The following is a 15,696-nucleotide window of genomic DNA, read 5'->3' as shown; positions in this document are numbered from 1 at the left end:
AGAACGATACCTAAAAGGCGGGTCAATTCTCGGTGGAAACGCCGGGTCAGCTCTCAGTGGAAATCAACACCCACAGGCTGGGTTACAGCACGACCTCCGCCTTCATTGCGATGTTTCAGGCGGCGATCGGCGCGACGCCGAACGCCTTCCGAGGGCGGTTGCGGGAGGAAGAGGAAGGCCAGCGGTAAACCGAGGCCGTCTGCAGATCGGCGAGCGGGGGCCGAAGCCCCCGCGAACTATGTCGCGCAAAACTGTGCAGCGGTTTTACGACAACGACATGCGTAGATCTAAGGCCCGTCACAGGTGCGTTGGCTGTCAGAACTTGCCGTTCTGGTTCTTCCAGTCGGCCTTGGCCGGGATGGCTTCGATCGTGTCCCAATGCTCGGCGATCTTGCCGTTCTCGACCCGGAACAGGTCGTAAAACGAGGTCGGCTTGCCGGCGAATGCGCCTTCGCTGACGGTCAGGACAAAATTGCCCTTGCCGAGCACCTTGTGGACGGTGTCGTATTTCATGGTGACGCCGGCTTGCGCCATCGCCTTCAGCGCTGCACCGAGGCCCGACAGGCCGTTGGCGATCTCAGGGTTGTGCTGGATATAGTTGTCACCGTCGAAATAGCCGGCGAGCTTTTCCATGCGGCCGTTGACGAGAATGTCGTCGACGAAAGTGGACACCAGTTTCTTGTTGGTCTCGGTGCCGGCGAGGTCTTTGGCTTGGGTGGGGCCATCGATCATGGTGTTGCCGCTGGGGTTCGGGCCTGCGGTCTGCTGGAGATTGTCCCAGTGTTCAACGATCTTGCCGTTTTCGAAGCGGAAGATATCGAAGCCGATCTTCGGTCCGAAGAATTCATATTCGCTATGGGCGAAAACGAAATCGCCGTCCTGGAAGACGCGCAGGGTATTCACCTTGGCCGATCCCTTCGGCAGCGCCGCAAGCAGCTCGCCGAAACCCTTGAGCCCGTCGGCCGCGCCGAGATTGTGCTGAATGTATTTTTCCGGATTGATCACGCCGACCGGCTCGGCCGCGCCGGTTTCGATCGATTTGAGAAGGTCGACGACCTGTTTTTCCTGCTGGGTCATTAGGGTCTCCGTTGCATGGGCGGAGGTGACCTTGAGGCCACCTGCGAGAGGGAGGATTGCCGCCATCGCAAGCACGGTGCGGCGCGGGAAGCTGGTCTTCATCATATGTAACCATTCCTGTAACAGACGATATGTATCTATCTCTGTTACATATCAATGTAAAGCTGTGACGCGCGCGAAACATCGGCTTTTCGATCAAGCGGCTGAATTGATGGCTGAAATATCGGTGGCGAGATCGGCGATGGTGGTGCGTGCGAGCTCACGCTCCATCGCCTGTTCGACCGCGGCGATGCGGCCGTGCAAAACCTTGTTGATGTTGCGGCCGACCGGGCATTGCGGGTTCGGCTGCTGATGCAGCGGGAAAATGACGTGGCCTTCGTCGATCGCCCTGTGCACATCGAGCAGCGTGATCGAGGTGCCCGGCCGGGCCAGCAAGGCGCCGCCGCCGCTGCCCATCTGGGCGGTCGTCAACCCGGCCTTGGCCAGCTGCGACAGCAGCCGCCGGATGAGCGTCGGATTGGTGTTGACGCTCGATGCAATCAGCTCGGAGGACGCGGGGGACCCTTCCTGGGACTGAAGAAAGGTCAGGATGTGGGTGGCGACGGCAAAGCGGGTGTTCATGGCGTCCTCGATATGTGCCTTATACAGGCACATATGGGATCGGCGCAAGGAGGGGCGCCGGCCGGCGCGCCCTGCCCCGCAGCGGCGAGCTCAGCGGCCGGCTATTTCGCGTCGGTCTTTGCCGCTGGTTTGGTGGCTGCATTCAGGTCGCCGTCATGCAGACCCACCTCGTCTGCCAGAATGGCGGCGGCCTCGTCGAGCAGGACGTCCTTGGCATTCTTGCGGGCATTTTCGAGGGCGATGTCGGCGCTGAGGCTGCGTTCGCCCGACTCCAGACCATCATCTCCACCGGGGTTGTCGCCATCGCTCGCCTGCGCCCGATCCTTGAACCGCTTCTCGCGCGCCGCTGCTTCCTTGCGGCGTTCGGCTTCATTCAGGGAGACGATGCCTTTCTCGCGCTGCGCCTTCAGGTCGGCAATGTCTTTCACCAGGCGCTGGAAATCCGGATCGCCCTTCACCCGCGCATCATGGCGGCTCTGCAAGGCCGGCAGCAATGCCGCGACATTGCCTTCGGGCGCGTATTTGGCGGGCTTGATCTCCGCCCATGGCAGGGCGTTGTCATAGCTGGTCTCGCCGAAGCTCTCCGGATCGGACAATCCCGGCAGGGTGATATCGGGGGTGACGCCGCGCAGCTGCGTCGTGCCGCCATTGACCCGGAAGAACTGGGCGATCGTCACCTTCAGCTCGCCATATTCGGGTTTGCTGTTGTGAACCATCTGGTCGAGATCGACGACCGTCTGAACCGTGCCCTTGCCGAAGCTGGGTTCGCCGACGATGACGCCGCGGCCGTAATCCTGGATCGCCGCGGCAAAAATCTCCGAAGCCGAGGCCGAGCCGCGATTGATCAGCACACCCATCGGGCCTGCCCAGACGGGCTCGGCGAGATCCGAGCTTTTGACCTCGATCTTGCCGTCGCTGCGGCGCTGCTGGACGACCGGGCCCTTGCCGATGAAGAGGCCGGTCAAATCGATCGCCTCGTCCAAGGAACCGCCGCCATTGTTGCGCAGGTCCATGAGAACGCTGTCGACGTTTTCCTGCTTCAGCTCGCCGAGAAGCTTGGCGACATCGCGGCTGGCACTTTTGTAATCCTTGTCGCCTTTGCCCTTGGCTTCAAAATCCTCATAGAAGACCGGCAGGGTAATGATGCCGATCTTGCGCTCGGTGTCACCGGATTTGACCGACAGAACGGTATTCCTGGCGGCCTGCTTGTCGAGACTGATTTTATCGCGCACCAGGCTGATGACGCGATGCGTGGCATCGGCGCCGGCATCGGCCGGCAGGATGTCGAGGCGCACGACGGAGCCCTTTTTCCCGCGGATCATCTGCACGACTTCATCAAGGCGCGTGCCCACCACTTCCTTGATCGGCCCATTCTTGCCCTGGCCGACGCCGGTGATCCGGTCTCCGACCGCGAGCTTGCCGGAAAGCTGCGCCGGCCCGCCGGGCACCAGCTCACGGATCGTCGTATAGTCGTCGCGCTCCTGCAGCACCGCCCCGATGCCGAACAGCGACAGCTTCATCGACACATCGAAATCGGCTGAGGCGGCGGCGCCGAAATAATCGGTGTGCGGATCGATCGCGTTCGAATAGGCGTCCATGAACGACTGGAAGACGTCGTCGCTCTTGAATTTGTAAGCGCGCTCGAGCGTGTTTTCATAGCGTTTGTCGAGCGTGTCGCGAATAGCCGCATCGGCCTTGCCGCCGAGCTTCAACCGCAGCCAGTCGCTTTTGACGCGTTTGCGCCAAAGCTCATCGCTCTCGGCTTGCGACTGCGGCCACGGCGCTTTCTCGCGCAGCACCGAATAATTCTCCTGGCCGCTGAAATCGAAATTCTGCTTCAGCAGGCTGCGCGCGTAGGTCATGCGGTCGACAACACGCTGTTCATAGGCGTTGAAGATCGCAAACGGGATCTGCAGGTCCTTGCGCTCGATCGCATCGTCGATCTCGCTGCGCTCAGCCATGAACTTGTCGATATCGGCCTGCAGGAAGAGCATGCGATCCGGATCAAGCGACTTGATGAAGCCATCCATCACCCGCGCCGACAAGGCATCGTCGAGCGGAACGGGCTTATAGCTGTAGCGCGAGAGAAATTGCGCGCTCAACTGCGCGGCTTCTGCCTGTCGCTCCAGCGGCGCCAAAACCGGCGGCGATGCGACTTCAGCGGAGGCGGACTGTACGATTGCAAGAAATGCACCGAGAAAAACGTAAGCTATGCGCATGCAGCGTTGATCCAATTCTTCATGCCGAGGGTGGATGTGTGAACTAAGTGAGGCAATTGTGGTTTTTTGGCAAGCAGGGGGGAAATTGGATGGTCTGCGCAGCGGCAGAAAACTATTTGGCGTCGTCGGCTGGAGGAACATGAAGCGCATCGGCGCTTTCACACACAGCGCCGTGACCTGCAAACCAACATCGCTTGCAGATAGCTATGGCCTGGCGGTGGAAGGTCTCAACGATGCCTGGGCTCGAAGATGCTTGGTCTCAAAGACGCTTGGGAAATCCGTCGCCTCGACCGGAACGGAGCCTATGGCCCATTCCGCGACAGACGTTTGGAATCAAGGTTCCTGCTGAACGGCAGCACGTTACCCGTTTCCAGCCGAGCGGCCGGCGCCGGCCGGCCGATGTAATATCCCTGGATCTGGTTGATGCCGTATTGCTGCATCAGCAGCTGATGTTCGATCGTCTCGACGCCTTCAACGAGGATCCTGACACCGCGATTGCGCAGCAGGCTGATGATGTCGAGCAGCATCCTCTTGCCTCTCTCCGTGTTGCTGTCATGGAGGAAGGATCGATCGATCTTGACGGTGTCGAAGTCGATCAGTCGAAGCCACGAGAGCCCTGCGAAGCCTGTGCCGAAGTCGTCGAGCCAGACTTGAGCGCCGAGCGCCCTCAGGTCGCTGATGCAGCGAACCAGGTCCTGGTCGATTTCCAGCTCCACGCCTTCGGTAATTTCGAAAGCAAGCCTGGCGCCCGCCACGTCGAATTCCGCCAGTGTTGCAGCGACATAGCTGGCGAAACCCGGCGTTTTCAGTTCGATCGGCGAAACGTTGACGCTGGCAACCTGCACCAGGTCGCCTGCCAACAGGTCCCGGCAAACAGTACGAATTGCCCAGCGGCCGAGTTTAACGATCGAACCTGTCCTTTCGGCAACCGGGATAAATTTATCCGGCGGTACGGCGGTTCCGTCCAGCATCCTCAAACGCATCAAAGCTTCTACACCGTCCATATCGCCGGTCTGGACGTTACGGATCGGCTGATAGACGAGGGAGACGAGGCCGTGTTCAAGCGCGATCTTCAGGGTCGCGGCGATATCCTCGCTGTCATCGCTGCTCTGCGGGTCGTTAGGATCGAAGACCACGACGGTGTTTCGACCGGTTGCCTTGGCGGCATAAAGCGCGCGGTCGGCTTCATGAATGACCTTGTCGACCTGCTTGGTGTGGTCCCGGGTATAGGAGACGCCGACACTGACGGTGATGACGGTGGTGCCGTCCCGCCGGTGCTCGTGTGGCCACGCCAGCGCGCGGACGGCGGCACACATTGCTTCTGCGAGTGCGGCCGCCCTTTCCGAATTGTGCATGGGTGTGATGACGATGAATTCCTCACCGCCGTACCGTCCGATGATCGAGCCGTAGGACGAGGCCACGCTCTGGAGAAGCTGGGATACCGCCACCAGGCACCGGTCACCTTCCTGGTGGCCATAGCAGTCGTTATAGTGCTTGAAGTAATCGACATCGATCAGCAGCACGGCAAAGGGCGCTCTTTTGTCCTGCCAGCGTTGCCAATAGTCGCGCAGGCGCTGATCGATTGCCCGGCGATTTTCCAGGCCCGTCAACGAATCCGTATTCGAGAGGTGCAAAAGCGCCCTGCCCCTTTCCTCGGCGGCCGCCTGCTGCAGACTGGCTTCAAGCGCATTCAGGAAGACCTTATAGCGCTCCCTGTTCAGCTGAAGGTTCACGTAAGAGGTGAAAATAAAGCAGGAAATACAGAAGGCACCGAGGATCAGCTTGTGGACAAGCAACATCGGCGCGAACAGACAGAGGGCGCCGATGAAGATGAGCATGTTGGTGACGGAGGCCGCCAGGGCAAGCGGAAACCGGAAACTGAAGAACAGGTTGACGCTCATCATGAAGATCGCGCCAAAAACCATATAATAGGAGAACGCCTCCCTGACCGTGGTCATCTGGGCGGTGAGAAGCCAGACAAGATAAGCGGCCAGCACGGACGCCGCCGCGGCCATGTCGACCGTATCGGCTTTTGCCTTGCGGTAGAGCAGGAGTTCCAGCATGCAGAGAGCACCGGCGCTCACCGCCACCCGGCCAGCGACCGTGTAGCGAACGACATCGCCGATAAAAAGATAGTCCGTGAAAGCATAGGCGAGGTAAGCTGCCACCGCGATCCAGAGGCCGCTGCGGGTCGCGCATTTTCGGCCGCTCTCGCTCCGATGCTTATACAGACGACGCAACCGTTCTGGCGACAGCGTCGGCCGCATGGTGGCGACTGCCGTCTCGGCTAACACGTGCATCATGCCCCTGCCACCCAACAATCTTGCAGCAGTTGCCCTACGCAGACCGCCAGCTGAATTGGATAGCCCGACGCCGACCCCACATCAACCGATAACACTCGAACAGCGCCGAAGCCGGCAGTGTATCTCTCGGCTTCACTAATATTTTCTAAAATTAAGTGGTCCAGTGGCGGCCACTGCCGCAGACCTTGACTTGACGTTAAGAGAATGCTGAGGATTTTATCTTATCTCTTAAGTTGTTATTTACCAGTGAGGTTCCGTGGCACAGCCGCTCTTTTCTCTTGATGGCCAAAGCTTGATCACCCCGCAGTCCGTCAGCAATAACTTCCTCTCACCCAGCCAGGATCACCAAACAGGCCTGCTGCGCACTGCAGAGGCCGAGTTTGCAATTGTCATCAGCCTTGCAATGCAGCGGTTCGCCGCCGGCAAAGACCTGCCCGAGGCCGTCAGGTGGCTGATCGGTCAGCTCCACGACGTCCGCCAAAAATGCGGCGCGGCCGTGTGGCAGAAGCTCATCCCGCTGATTCAGGCCCATCCCTCGGCAAAGATCCTGCAGCAATGCCCGTTCACGCGCTGGTCCTTTGAAAAACCGCGCGGTTATTCCGGTGATGCCAGTCTGATAGACTTTATTTATGGACATCCGGCGGTGGCCGAAGAAGTGGCCAGATCCACCCATCTCGGTCTCGATATTTTCGAATACACGATCAACGCGCCCGGCCCGGTCGCCGTCAGGGAACGTCGCGACATCCTGACCCGCACCGTTGACGAGACCGCCGCGCGAACCGGTGGCGATACCGAGATCCTGGCGATTGCCGCCGGTCACCTTCGCGAAGCGGAGGCATCAACGGCACTGGCAGAGGGCCGGCTCAAACGCTGGGTTGCCCTGGATCAGGATCCCCAAAGCATCGGCTCGATCTCGAGCCAATTCCATGGGACGGCTGTCGAGCCTATCGATGGATCCGTGCGCGGCCTGCTGGCGCGAAAGCATCAGATTGGCACATTCGATCTCATCTACGCAGCAGGACTGTACGATTACCTCACCGATAAAGTCGCAATCCGACTGACCCAGATCTGCATGGAGATGCTGAAACCGGGCGGCGTCTTTCTGTTTGCCAACTTCTCCGACGAGATGGCCGATGACGGATACATGGAATCCTATATGAACTGGGAGCTCCTGCAGCGCTCCGAGGCCGACATGTGGCGCATTGCCAGAAGCAGTGCGCCAGAAAACACGGTTGAAAGCAAAGTCTGGTTCGGTGCCAACCGCAACATCATCTACGGCACCATCCGGAAGCTGTCGTAGGCCTCGGCGGGCCGGGCGCTTCACAGATTCGATGCGCCCGGACCCGGTAACTTAGGCACAGCGAACCGAGCAAAGTTGATAAGCGCGGTTACGGGCTCAGGCAGCCTTGACTTTACTGGATGTGCGGGCGCATTCGGGCAGCCAGGAGAGCCGTGCTCAGGCGATGGTGTTGACGAGACCGCCTTCGGCGCGCAGAGCAGCACCATTCGTGGCAGATGATCGGGGGCTGGCGAGATAGGCGACGAGATTTGCAACCTCTTCGGCTTCCACCATGCGCTGCAGGATCGAAGCCGAGCGGGCGGTGGCGAAGAACTCGGTTTCGATCTGCTTGATTGGTGCGGACGGATCGCTTGCCTGACTGCGCAGGAAGGCCTCGATGCCTTCCGAACGCGTCGGTCCCGGCAGGACGGAATTGACCGTGACGTTGGTGCTGCGGGTCAGTTGCGCCAATCCGCGCGCGATCGAAAGCTGTGCCGTCTTGGTGGTTGCGTAGTGGATCATGTCCTGCGGGATGGCAAGGCCCGACTCGCTCGAAATGAAGATGATGCGGCCCCAGTTGCGCTCCAGCATGCCGGGAAGATAGGTCCGGGACAGGCGCACGCCGCTCATCACGTTGACATCGAACAGATGGCTCCAGTCGGCATCGGTGATGGCTCCGAAGGCCTTGCTTTCATAGATGCCGAGATTGTTGACGAGGATATCGACCGAAGGCTCGGCCTTGGCGATGATCGCGGCACCCTCGGCGCTTGCAGCGTCTGCCAGCACTCCGATGATTTCGCCTCCAGTCGATGCGTTGATGTCGGCAATCGCGCTGTCGAGCTTGTTGCGGTCTCGCCCGGTAATGACGACGCGAGCGCCTTCTCCGGCAAGTGTGCGGGCGATTTCAAGGCCGATGCCAGCCGTGGCACCGGTAACGAGGGTGGTTTTGCCGGTGAGTTGCAGATCCATGTCGTGTCTCCAGATTGTTGATGGAAGTAATTTATGATTTACCGGCAGGCGGCACTATTGCCTGCAAAGGACATGCTCTTGTGAATGAGGATCATCAATGCCGCGGATCCTGATGGAACGCTCCGGCGAGATGGAAGTGTTTGCACGCGTCGTGCAGGACGGGGGCTTCTCCGCCGCCGCCCGCAATCTCGACATCACTCCGTCAGCGGTGAGCAAACTGATTGCACGCCTGGAAGCCAGGCTCGGCGCGCGGCTCCTGGTGCGAACGACCCGCGCTCTGACGCTCACGGAAGAAGGCGAGGCCTATCATCACGCCGCGTTGAAGATCCTGCAGGAACTGAACGACGCCGATCAGCAGGCGGCGGGACGCGCCGTGCGCGGGCGGCTCAGGATCAACGCGGCAGTTCCGTTCGGCACGATGTTCGTGGCGCCGGCCATGCCGGAATTCATCGCCCGCAATCCCGATCTGATCGTCGATCTCAGTTTCACCGACGGCATTGTCGATCTGGTTGCCGAGAAAACGGATGTCGCCATCCGGATGGGCAATCTGCCGGATAGCGGCTTGATCGCGCGAAAGCTGGGGCAAAGCCGACGCGTCGTTTGCGCCGCGCCGAGCTATCTGGCGCGGCGAGAGCCTCCCGTGGTCCCGGCCGATCTCGAACATCACGACTGCCTGACTTTCAACTTTCGGCGTGCAAGACCCTCCTGGCCATTTCTCGTCGACGGCCGGGAAATCGCCCAACCGGTCACGGGCCGCATCGTCGTGAACAACGGCGAGACAATGAAACAAATGGCACTGGCAGGCGCTGGCATCGCCCGCGTCGGTTTCTTCCATGTGGCCGACGAGATCGCTACGGGGCGGCTTGTTCCATTGCTCGAGGAGCATAATCCGGGAGACCTGGAACTGGTCCATGCAATCTATGTTGGAGGCGGGCCATTGCCGCACCGCGTTCGCGCCTTCATCGAGCACATGATTTCGACTTTGAACGGATCGCCTTTGCTAGGGTGAACCCAAGCCGCACGGGACATTGCCGCCCTCAGAATCAGGTGAGCCTGCTCTCGAAAGGATTAGAACTGCGGCCCCTTGCTGCCGATTTCAGGCCGCCGGTGTTATCAGTGTAGCCGGACGCGAAAAATCGGAAGTGACCCCGCGCGAGGCATCGCGCAAGGCCGAAGTTTGCACGGAGACCTCACTCACCTTCTTCTCCAGTCTTCGAAAAAAGTTGGGTAACGTTCGATCCGGGAATTTGAACCCGCGAAGCCACTTTTTTCGCCCGCGTTTCACGTTCGCCTGCAGCTTGTACAACCGATGCGAAACCTTCGCGCTGCCGGTAGTAGTCAGGCTTTTCCGGAAGGCTGAGGTCGAAGTCTGCTAGCAGTCGCTCGATGAGGTCCATCGCCTTCGCCGCGAGCACCGCATAGCCCTCTTGGCGCCTTTCGAAAAAGCTGTCGAATCCTGGACTGGAGAGATCAAGGTTGTCTAAGGCGTTGCCCAGATTCGTCACGCGGTTCGATAGCCATAAAGTCTCATTGAAAAGCGCTTCGCCGAGCAGGTTCAAATCCTCAGCCCGCGGAAGGACAAGGACCGGATCGGGCGTGTGGAAGACGAACTCGCCTTCATTGGCCGGGTTGAACTCTGGCGTGTCGTGTACCGCCGCGTAAGCCGCACCGACAAAATCGTCCAGTGCCAGAGCCGTTAACATCGCCGCGCTACGCCCATCGCGTTTTGGATTCCGCGCGCGCTCAGCATTCAGCCACCGCAGCGCACCGGGCAAGATGATGCCGGCCGCAAAACAGCCAGCTCCGATCATTGCACCGACCACCATGATGCCCTGGGTTGTTTCGAAGAACTGCGTCAACGTCTACCTCGTCGGTTCGAGAAGCGATTTGCATCGGTCGCACGCTGGACGGAATCAGTACCGGCTTTTGCAATGTGCCTTGCCTGAAAGCGATTAGGAATGCTTTTCCCGAAGATGAGATCTCGACATGGAAGATTCAAGGTCCCCAACGCGGCCCTCGCCTCAGCTTGATTCGCCCGCTATGCTTCCGAGCGGCGGTCCAAGAGGATACGTCTGGCACTACGGAGAAGCAGTAACTGGCCGTCGCTCGGTTAACGTTCAGGCAATCCTGCCTTCCGCAAACCTTCGGACATCTGTTCCGCCCATCGCGGCATCGATCGGAACACGGGTCGCGTGAGATATCGTTGGATCGTGAAGTCGGGTTCCGCTGCCAGTAGCCGCCCTGCTGCCCAACGAGCTGTTTCCTCGTCGCCCGCCATGGACGCCCAAGCTGTCATCATCCGGTATGGCCACTTCACATCGGGGTGCCGAGCCACCACCGCCCGGGCTATCGAGACGGCCTCGGCAAGAGAGCCTGCCAGAGCCAATGCAAGCGCAAATCCCATTCGCATGTTGAAAGCCAGCGGATCTGCAGGACTGAGGGTCATCGCCCTTTCGAACCGCTCCTTTGCATGATCGGGCTCACCTCTATAGCTCGCCACCCATCCAAATCTCGCCCACGCCCAAGCATTATTGGGATCGAGTATCAGCGCTCGCTCTAGATAGACGGTAGCGCGAGCCTGATCACCGCAATGACTCATGGCTCCACCAACTGCCGTCAGCGCAGTCGGATCATCGTCGATCGAACGCGACGCCGCTTCAATCGCAGCCAGCGTGATCTGCAATTCCCGCTCCGGGTCCTTGCTCCAGATATAACCGAGGTTCTGACCGTGGCACCAAGCTAGAAACGCATGGGCCCGGCCGTAGACCGGATCGATGGCAATCGCTCTTTCAAGCAACGGGATTGCCTGCGTCACCGATTCCTCGTTGTGGCCCCAGAGATATGGATAGGCCCGCATCACGAAGTCGTAGGCACGCAGGCTGCTCGGCGGCCTTCGGGTCGAAAGCTCGATTTCCGCGCTCCGAATAGCTGGATGGACTGCGCCGGCGACCTGGGCCGCGATCCTGTCCTGGAATTCGAAGATCTCATGGGTTGCGCCCTCGTAGCGCTCTGACCACAGCTGGTTCCTCATCTCGGCATCAACCAGTTGGACAGATATTCGCAGCCGATCACCTCCACGGCGGACGGTGCCTTCGACAACATACGCGACCCCGAGCTGCCTGCCGATATCCCGGACGTCGACAAACTGGCCTTTGAAGGTGAACGCAGACTGGCGGGCAATCACGAAGAAATCTCGTACGCGAGAGAGAGCCGACGTAATCTCTTCAACGACGCCATCCACGAAATACTCGTCGCTGGAGCCACTGAGATTGTCGAACGGCATCACCACGATCGACGGCTGATCCTTTCCCGGTCGGATCAGTGGCGGCGTCCTCGGTGCAGTTTCGTCATCGTCAGACAAGTCTTGTGCCCATTCCACCCGATATACATGGACGGGCCGCGGAATGTTTTTCAGTGCGCGCTCTCCAAGGCTGATCAGGGTAAACGTCATCTTGCCGTGAAGGTGCTCCCTGACCGATCCGGAAATGCAGATGCCTGAAGGCGGAGCCATCTCCTGTAAACGCGCGGCTATGTTGACCCCATCCCCCAAGAGATCGTCCCCCGACACGACGACGTCGCCCAGGTTGATGCCGACCCTGAATTCAAGGCTAGGTTCCTCCAGCAAGTCGTCGAAGTGGCGGCGGATGCGGCGTAGCACGTCGACTGAACACCTCACCGCTTGGACGGCACTCGGGAACTCCGCCAAAAGTCCGTCGCCAGCACTGCTGAAAATGCGTCCGCCATTCTGGCGCACCAACTCCTCGATGTGGTCATGACAGGCGTAAAGCGCGCGAAGCGTGGGCTCCTCATTGAGCGCGGTCAGTCGGCTGAAGCCGACGACATCGGTAGATAGAATGGCTGCGAGCTTTCGATCCACGGCGGCAACCGCTCCTTCGGACAGACAGTCACAAATGTGCGGCGAGCTTACAACGGAGGGAGGCCGTAATCCATGGCTATAGATCTCGGCGGCGTTAAACACTCCGCGGGCTGTCCCTTTGACTTGCTTCTCAGAACGACTGCATGATTTGGTCCATATCTTTTGCAGCAGACAACAGCGTGACGTCGAGATCCGCCGCGAAAATCCGGAGCTCGCCGGCGTCACAAAAAACCCCGCGGTTGTTGCGACCGCGGGGCTCTTTGACGCCTGACCAGGGAGAGTAGGTCAGGCAGCCTTGACTTTACTCGATGTGCGGGCCCATTCGGGCAGCCAATCACCATGGGCGGCGAGCAGGTCGTCGACCAGCGACCAGATCTGGTCGAGGTCGAGTTCGGCGGCCGTGTGCGGGTCCATCATCGCGGCGTGGTAGATATGCTCGCGGTTTTCGGTCATCAGCGCCTGCACCGTCAGTTCCTGGACGTTGATATTGGTGCGCATCAGCGCCGTCAGTTGCGGCGGCAGGGCGCCGATGAAGGTCGGCTGGATGCCGGAGGCGTCGACCAGGCAAGGCACTTCGGCGGCGCAATTTTCCGGCAGCGAGGTGATGCAGCCATTGTTGCGGACATTGCCGTAGATGACCGAGGGCTCGCCGGTCCAGACCGAATTGATGATCGAGGAGGCATATTCCTTCGACGGCTGCACCTCGATCTTGTCGGCCGAACGATAGGCCTCGGCCTGGCCCTTCCAGCGCTCGATCTGCTCGATGCAGCGCTTCGGATATTCATCGAGCGGAATGCCGAATTTCTCGATCAGGTCGTCGCGGCCCTCCTTGATAAAATAGGGGGTGTATTCGGCGAAATGCTCCGAGCTTTCGGTGACGAAATAGCCGAGCCGCGTCAGCATCTCGTAGCGCACCTTGTTCGGGCAGCGCGGATTCCAGCCGGGCTTCGGCGCCCTGCCCTCGCGGTAGCCGCGCAAGAGATCGGGATAGAGGTTGCGGTAGGAACCGTCGGCCTGGCGTTGCTCGAATTTGAGATAGAAGGCCATGTGGTTGATACCGGCCGCACGATAACGGATTTCCTCGTAGGGAATGTCGAGGTCGTGGGCGAGCTCCATCGCCGTGCCCTGCACCGAATGGCAGAGGCCGACCTGGCGGATGGTCGGGTATTTTTCCGATATCGCCCAGGTGTTGATCGCCATCGGGTTGACATATTGCAGCATGATCGCCTCGGGGCAGACGGCGAGCATGTCCTCGCAGACCTTCCACAGATGCGGCACGGTGCGAAGCCCGCGCATGATGCCGCCGACGCCGAGCGTATCGGCGATCGTCTGGCGCAGGCCGTATTTCTTCGGCACCTCGAAATCGGTGACCGTGCAGGGCTCATAACCGCCGATCTGGAAGGCGACGACGACGAAATCGGCGCCAGCAAGCGCCTTGCGCTGGTCGGAATAGGTCTCGGCCTTTGCCTTGACACCAAGCGTCGAGATCAACTTGTTGACGACGATGGCGCTTTCCTCAAGCCGCTGCGGATTGAGATCCATCAGCGCGATGGTCGCCCCCGACAAGGCCGGACGCTGCAAGACGTCGCCGATGATGTTCTTCATGAAGACGGTGGAGCCTGCTCCGATGAAGGTGATTTTGGGATTTCCTGCCATTATAGCCTCCGGCATTCGATAATCATGCTACCTCGAAAGCGGCTTTGACGAGCCGTTCGGTGTAGGCGGTCTTGGGATGGGTGAGAACTTCGTTGACCGGTCCCTCTTCGACGATCTTGCCATGCTGCATGACGATGACGCGGTGGCAGAGGGCGCGCACGACCTTGAGGTCGTGAGAGATGAAGAGGTAGCTCAAGCCCCGCTCGTCCTGCAGCTTGCGCAAGAGTTCGATGATCTGCGCCTGGACGGACAGGTCGAGCGCGGATGTCGGTTCGTCGAGCAGGATGAATTCCGGCTCCAGGGCGATGGCGCGGGCAATGGCGATGCGCTGGCGCTGGCCGCCAGAAAATTCATGCGGGAAACGCGACAGGATATTGCCGGGCATGCCGGCGGCAATCAGGGCCTCGCGCACCCGGTCCTGCCGTTCGCCGCGGGTGGCGCCGAGCCTATTGACGACGAGCCCTTCCTCGATGATCTGGCCGATTGTCATACGCGGGTTGAGCGATGAGAACGGGTCCTGGAAAACCACCTGCATGCGGGCGCGAAACGGCCGCATCTCGGCCCTGGATAGCCCGTGGATCGGCTGACGGTCGAAATGGATCTCGCCTGCCTGCGGTGTATTCAGCCGCAGGATCGCCTGGCCGAAGGTGGTCTTGCCGGAGCCGGATTCGCCGACAAGGCCGAGCGTTTCGTGGCGGCGCAGCGTGAGGCTCAGGCTGTCGACGGCGACAAGCTCGCGCATCTCCGGCTTGAGAAAAGTGCCGTGGCGCATCATGAAACCGACGCGCACGCCCTTGGCATAGAGGATGATGTCCGACCCCTCCGGCAACGGATTGGCCTCACCGCGCGGCTCGGAGGCAAGGAGATGTCTGGTATAGGCGTGCTGCGGATTGGCAAACAGCGCTTCGGTGACATTGTGCTCGCGCACTTCGCCATGCTGCATCACGTAGACGTAGTCGGAAAACTGCCTCACCACGGTCAGGTCGTGGGTGATGAGGATGACGGCCATCCCCAGTTCCTTCTGCAGGTTGCGGATCAGATTGAGGATCTGCGCCTGCACGGTGACGTCGAGCGCCGTCGTCGGTTCGTCGGCGATCAGGACGTCGGGATCGTTGGCGAGCGCCATGGCGATCATCACGCGCTGGCGCTGGCCGCCGGAAAGCTGATGCGGGTATTGCATCAGCCGCGCGGCGGGATCGGGGATCTGCACATGTTCGAGCAGTTCGAGCGCGCGCTTTTCCGCATCCCTCCGGCTGACCCGGCGGTGGACGCGGATCGCCTCGACGATCTGGCTGCCGATCGTATAGATCGGGTTCAGCGAGCTCATCGGCTCCTGGAAGATCATCGAGATGCGGTCGCCGCGGAGCTTGCGGCGGGCCCGCTCGGAGAATTTCAGGATGTTGCTGCCGTCATAGGAAACCGTCGATTTGTCGGAGACTACGGCGCGCTTCGACAAGAGCCCCATCACCGTTCGCGCCGTCACCGATTTGCCGGAGCCGGATTCGCCGACGATGGCGATGGTTTCGCCGCGATAGAGTTGGAACGAGACGTCCTTGACGGCTTCGACCATGCCGTCCTCGACCTTGAAATTCACCGCCACGTTGCGGGCGTCAATGATCGGCGTTTCCGAGCGGCCATCATGGTCGTGGCGGACGGGTGGGGCGAAGGAATTGACCAGTGCAAGAGCCATATCAA

Annotated in this window: 12 protein-coding genes; 3 read left to right on the top strand and 9 right to left on the bottom strand. The window is 60.2% G+C overall.

The genetic code is table 11. From position 1 onward, the window contains the following. The first annotated feature begins 32 nt into the window (after positions 1 to 32). Positions 33 to 188, top strand: a complete 156-nt coding sequence (locus ATY29_RS36300) for a hypothetical protein (RefSeq protein WP_244597505.1) — start codon at positions 33 to 35, stop codon at positions 186 to 188. Positions 189 to 315: 127 nt separating this feature from the next. Here the strand turns inward: ATY29_RS36300 and ATY29_RS36295 are convergent, their stop codons facing one another. The 4 genes from ATY29_RS36295 to ATY29_RS36280 all read right to left on the bottom strand — a co-directional run bounded on the left by ATY29_RS36295 (position 316) and on the right by ATY29_RS36280 (position 6,220). After that, on the bottom strand, positions 316 to 1,182 hold the full coding sequence (locus tag ATY29_RS36295) for a nuclear transport factor 2 family protein (RefSeq protein ID WP_202973660.1): 867 nt from the start codon (positions 1,180 to 1,182) through the stop codon (positions 316 to 318). A 90-nt stretch (positions 1,183 to 1,272) separates the two neighbouring features. Next, a complete protein-coding gene (locus ATY29_RS36290; protein WP_097534455.1) occupies positions 1,273 to 1,698 on the bottom strand; it encodes an Rrf2 family transcriptional regulator in 426 nt (141 codons plus the stop codon). Between the two features lie 101 nt (positions 1,699 to 1,799). After that, positions 1,800 to 3,917 (bottom strand): carboxy terminal-processing peptidase, encoded by a 2,118-nt coding sequence (locus ATY29_RS36285; RefSeq protein WP_097534454.1) that lies wholly within the window; start codon positions 3,915 to 3,917, stop codon positions 1,800 to 1,802. Between the two features lie 302 nt (positions 3,918 to 4,219). Continuing rightward, on the bottom strand, positions 4,220 to 6,220 hold the full coding sequence (locus tag ATY29_RS36280; protein ID WP_375164587.1) for a putative bifunctional diguanylate cyclase/phosphodiesterase: 2,001 nt from the start codon (positions 6,218 to 6,220) through the stop codon (positions 4,220 to 4,222). Positions 6,221 to 6,476: 256 nt separating this feature from the next. On the opposite strand from ATY29_RS36280, the gene ATY29_RS36275 reads away from it, so the two are divergent. Continuing rightward, on the top strand, positions 6,477 to 7,520 hold the full coding sequence (locus ATY29_RS36275; RefSeq protein WP_025418980.1) for a class I SAM-dependent methyltransferase: 1,044 nt from the start codon (positions 6,477 to 6,479) through the stop codon (positions 7,518 to 7,520). Positions 7,521 to 7,676: 156 nt separating this feature from the next. On the opposite strand, the gene ATY29_RS36270 is transcribed toward ATY29_RS36275, so the two are convergent. Next, complete coding sequence (locus ATY29_RS36270; protein WP_097534453.1) at positions 7,677 to 8,468, bottom strand: SDR family NAD(P)-dependent oxidoreductase; 792 nt, start codon at positions 8,466 to 8,468, stop codon at positions 7,677 to 7,679. Positions 8,469 to 8,565: 97 nt separating this feature from the next. On the opposite strand from ATY29_RS36270, the gene ATY29_RS36265 reads away from it, so the two are divergent. Further along, the gene (locus ATY29_RS36265; RefSeq protein WP_097534452.1) at positions 8,566 to 9,477 is read left to right on the top strand and encodes a LysR family transcriptional regulator; all 912 of its coding nucleotides are present in this window, start codon (positions 8,566 to 8,568) and stop codon (positions 9,475 to 9,477) included. Positions 9,478 to 9,658: 181 nt separating this feature from the next. Here ATY29_RS36265 and ATY29_RS36260 read toward each other — a convergent pair whose 3' ends face one another. The 4 genes from ATY29_RS36260 to ATY29_RS36245 form a co-directional block, all read right to left on the bottom strand. Further along, on the bottom strand, positions 9,659 to 10,327 hold the full coding sequence (locus ATY29_RS36260) for a hypothetical protein (protein ID WP_097534451.1): 669 nt from the start codon (positions 10,325 to 10,327) through the stop codon (positions 9,659 to 9,661). Between the two features lie 251 nt (positions 10,328 to 10,578). Then, positions 10,579 to 12,345: an adenylate/guanylate cyclase domain-containing protein gene (locus tag ATY29_RS36255; RefSeq protein WP_097534450.1), complete on the bottom strand. Its 1,767-nt coding sequence runs from the start codon at positions 12,343 to 12,345 to the stop codon at positions 10,579 to 10,581. A 285-nt stretch (positions 12,346 to 12,630) separates the two neighbouring features. Continuing rightward, positions 12,631 to 14,001, bottom strand: coding sequence for an alpha-glucosidase/alpha-galactosidase (locus tag ATY29_RS36250; protein WP_097534449.1), 1,371 nt, complete (start codon positions 13,999 to 14,001; stop codon positions 12,631 to 12,633). 22 nt (positions 14,002 to 14,023) lie between these two features. Next, positions 14,024 to 15,691, bottom strand: coding sequence for an ABC transporter ATP-binding protein (locus ATY29_RS36245; RefSeq protein ID WP_097534469.1), 1,668 nt, complete (start codon positions 15,689 to 15,691; stop codon positions 14,024 to 14,026). Positions 15,692 to 15,696 lie beyond the last annotated feature (5 nt).

The sequence above is a fragment of the Rhizobium hidalgonense genome (assembly GCF_002914525.1).
In the GTDB taxonomy this organism is placed as follows: Bacteria; Pseudomonadota; Alphaproteobacteria; order Rhizobiales; family Rhizobiaceae; genus Rhizobium; species Rhizobium hidalgonense.
The sequence above is the reverse complement of the archived record's forward strand: the minus strand, read 5'-3'. Positions and strand labels throughout refer to the sequence as shown.

Bases quoted from the DNA above. Each gene is read 5' to 3' on its own strand.
- ATY29_RS36295 (WP_202973660.1), bottom strand. From the start codon at position 1,182: ATGATGAAGACCAGCTTCCCGCGCCGCACCGTGCTTGCGATGGCGGCA.
- ATY29_RS36290 (WP_097534455.1), bottom strand. From the start codon at position 1,698: ATGAACACCCGCTTTGCCGTCGCCACCCACATCCTGACCTTTCTTCAG.
- ATY29_RS36285 (WP_097534454.1), bottom strand. From the start codon at position 3,917: ATGCGCATAGCTTACGTTTTTCTCGGTGCATTTCTTGCAATCGTACAG.
- ATY29_RS36280 (WP_375164587.1), bottom strand. From the start codon at position 6,220: ATGATGCACGTGTTAGCCGAGACGGCAGTCGCCACCATGCGGCCGACG.
- ATY29_RS36270 (WP_097534453.1), bottom strand. From the start codon at position 8,468: ATGGATCTGCAACTCACCGGCAAAACCACCCTCGTTACCGGTGCCACG.
- ATY29_RS36265 (WP_097534452.1), top strand. From the start codon at position 8,566: ATGCCGCGGATCCTGATGGAACGCTCCGGCGAGATGGAAGTGTTTGCA.
- ATY29_RS36250 (WP_097534449.1), bottom strand. From the start codon at position 14,001: ATGGCAGGAAATCCCAAAATCACCTTCATCGGAGCAGGCTCCACCGTC.
- ATY29_RS36245 (WP_097534469.1), bottom strand. From the start codon at position 15,691: ATGGCTCTTGCACTGGTCAATTCCTTCGCCCCACCCGTCCGCCACGAC.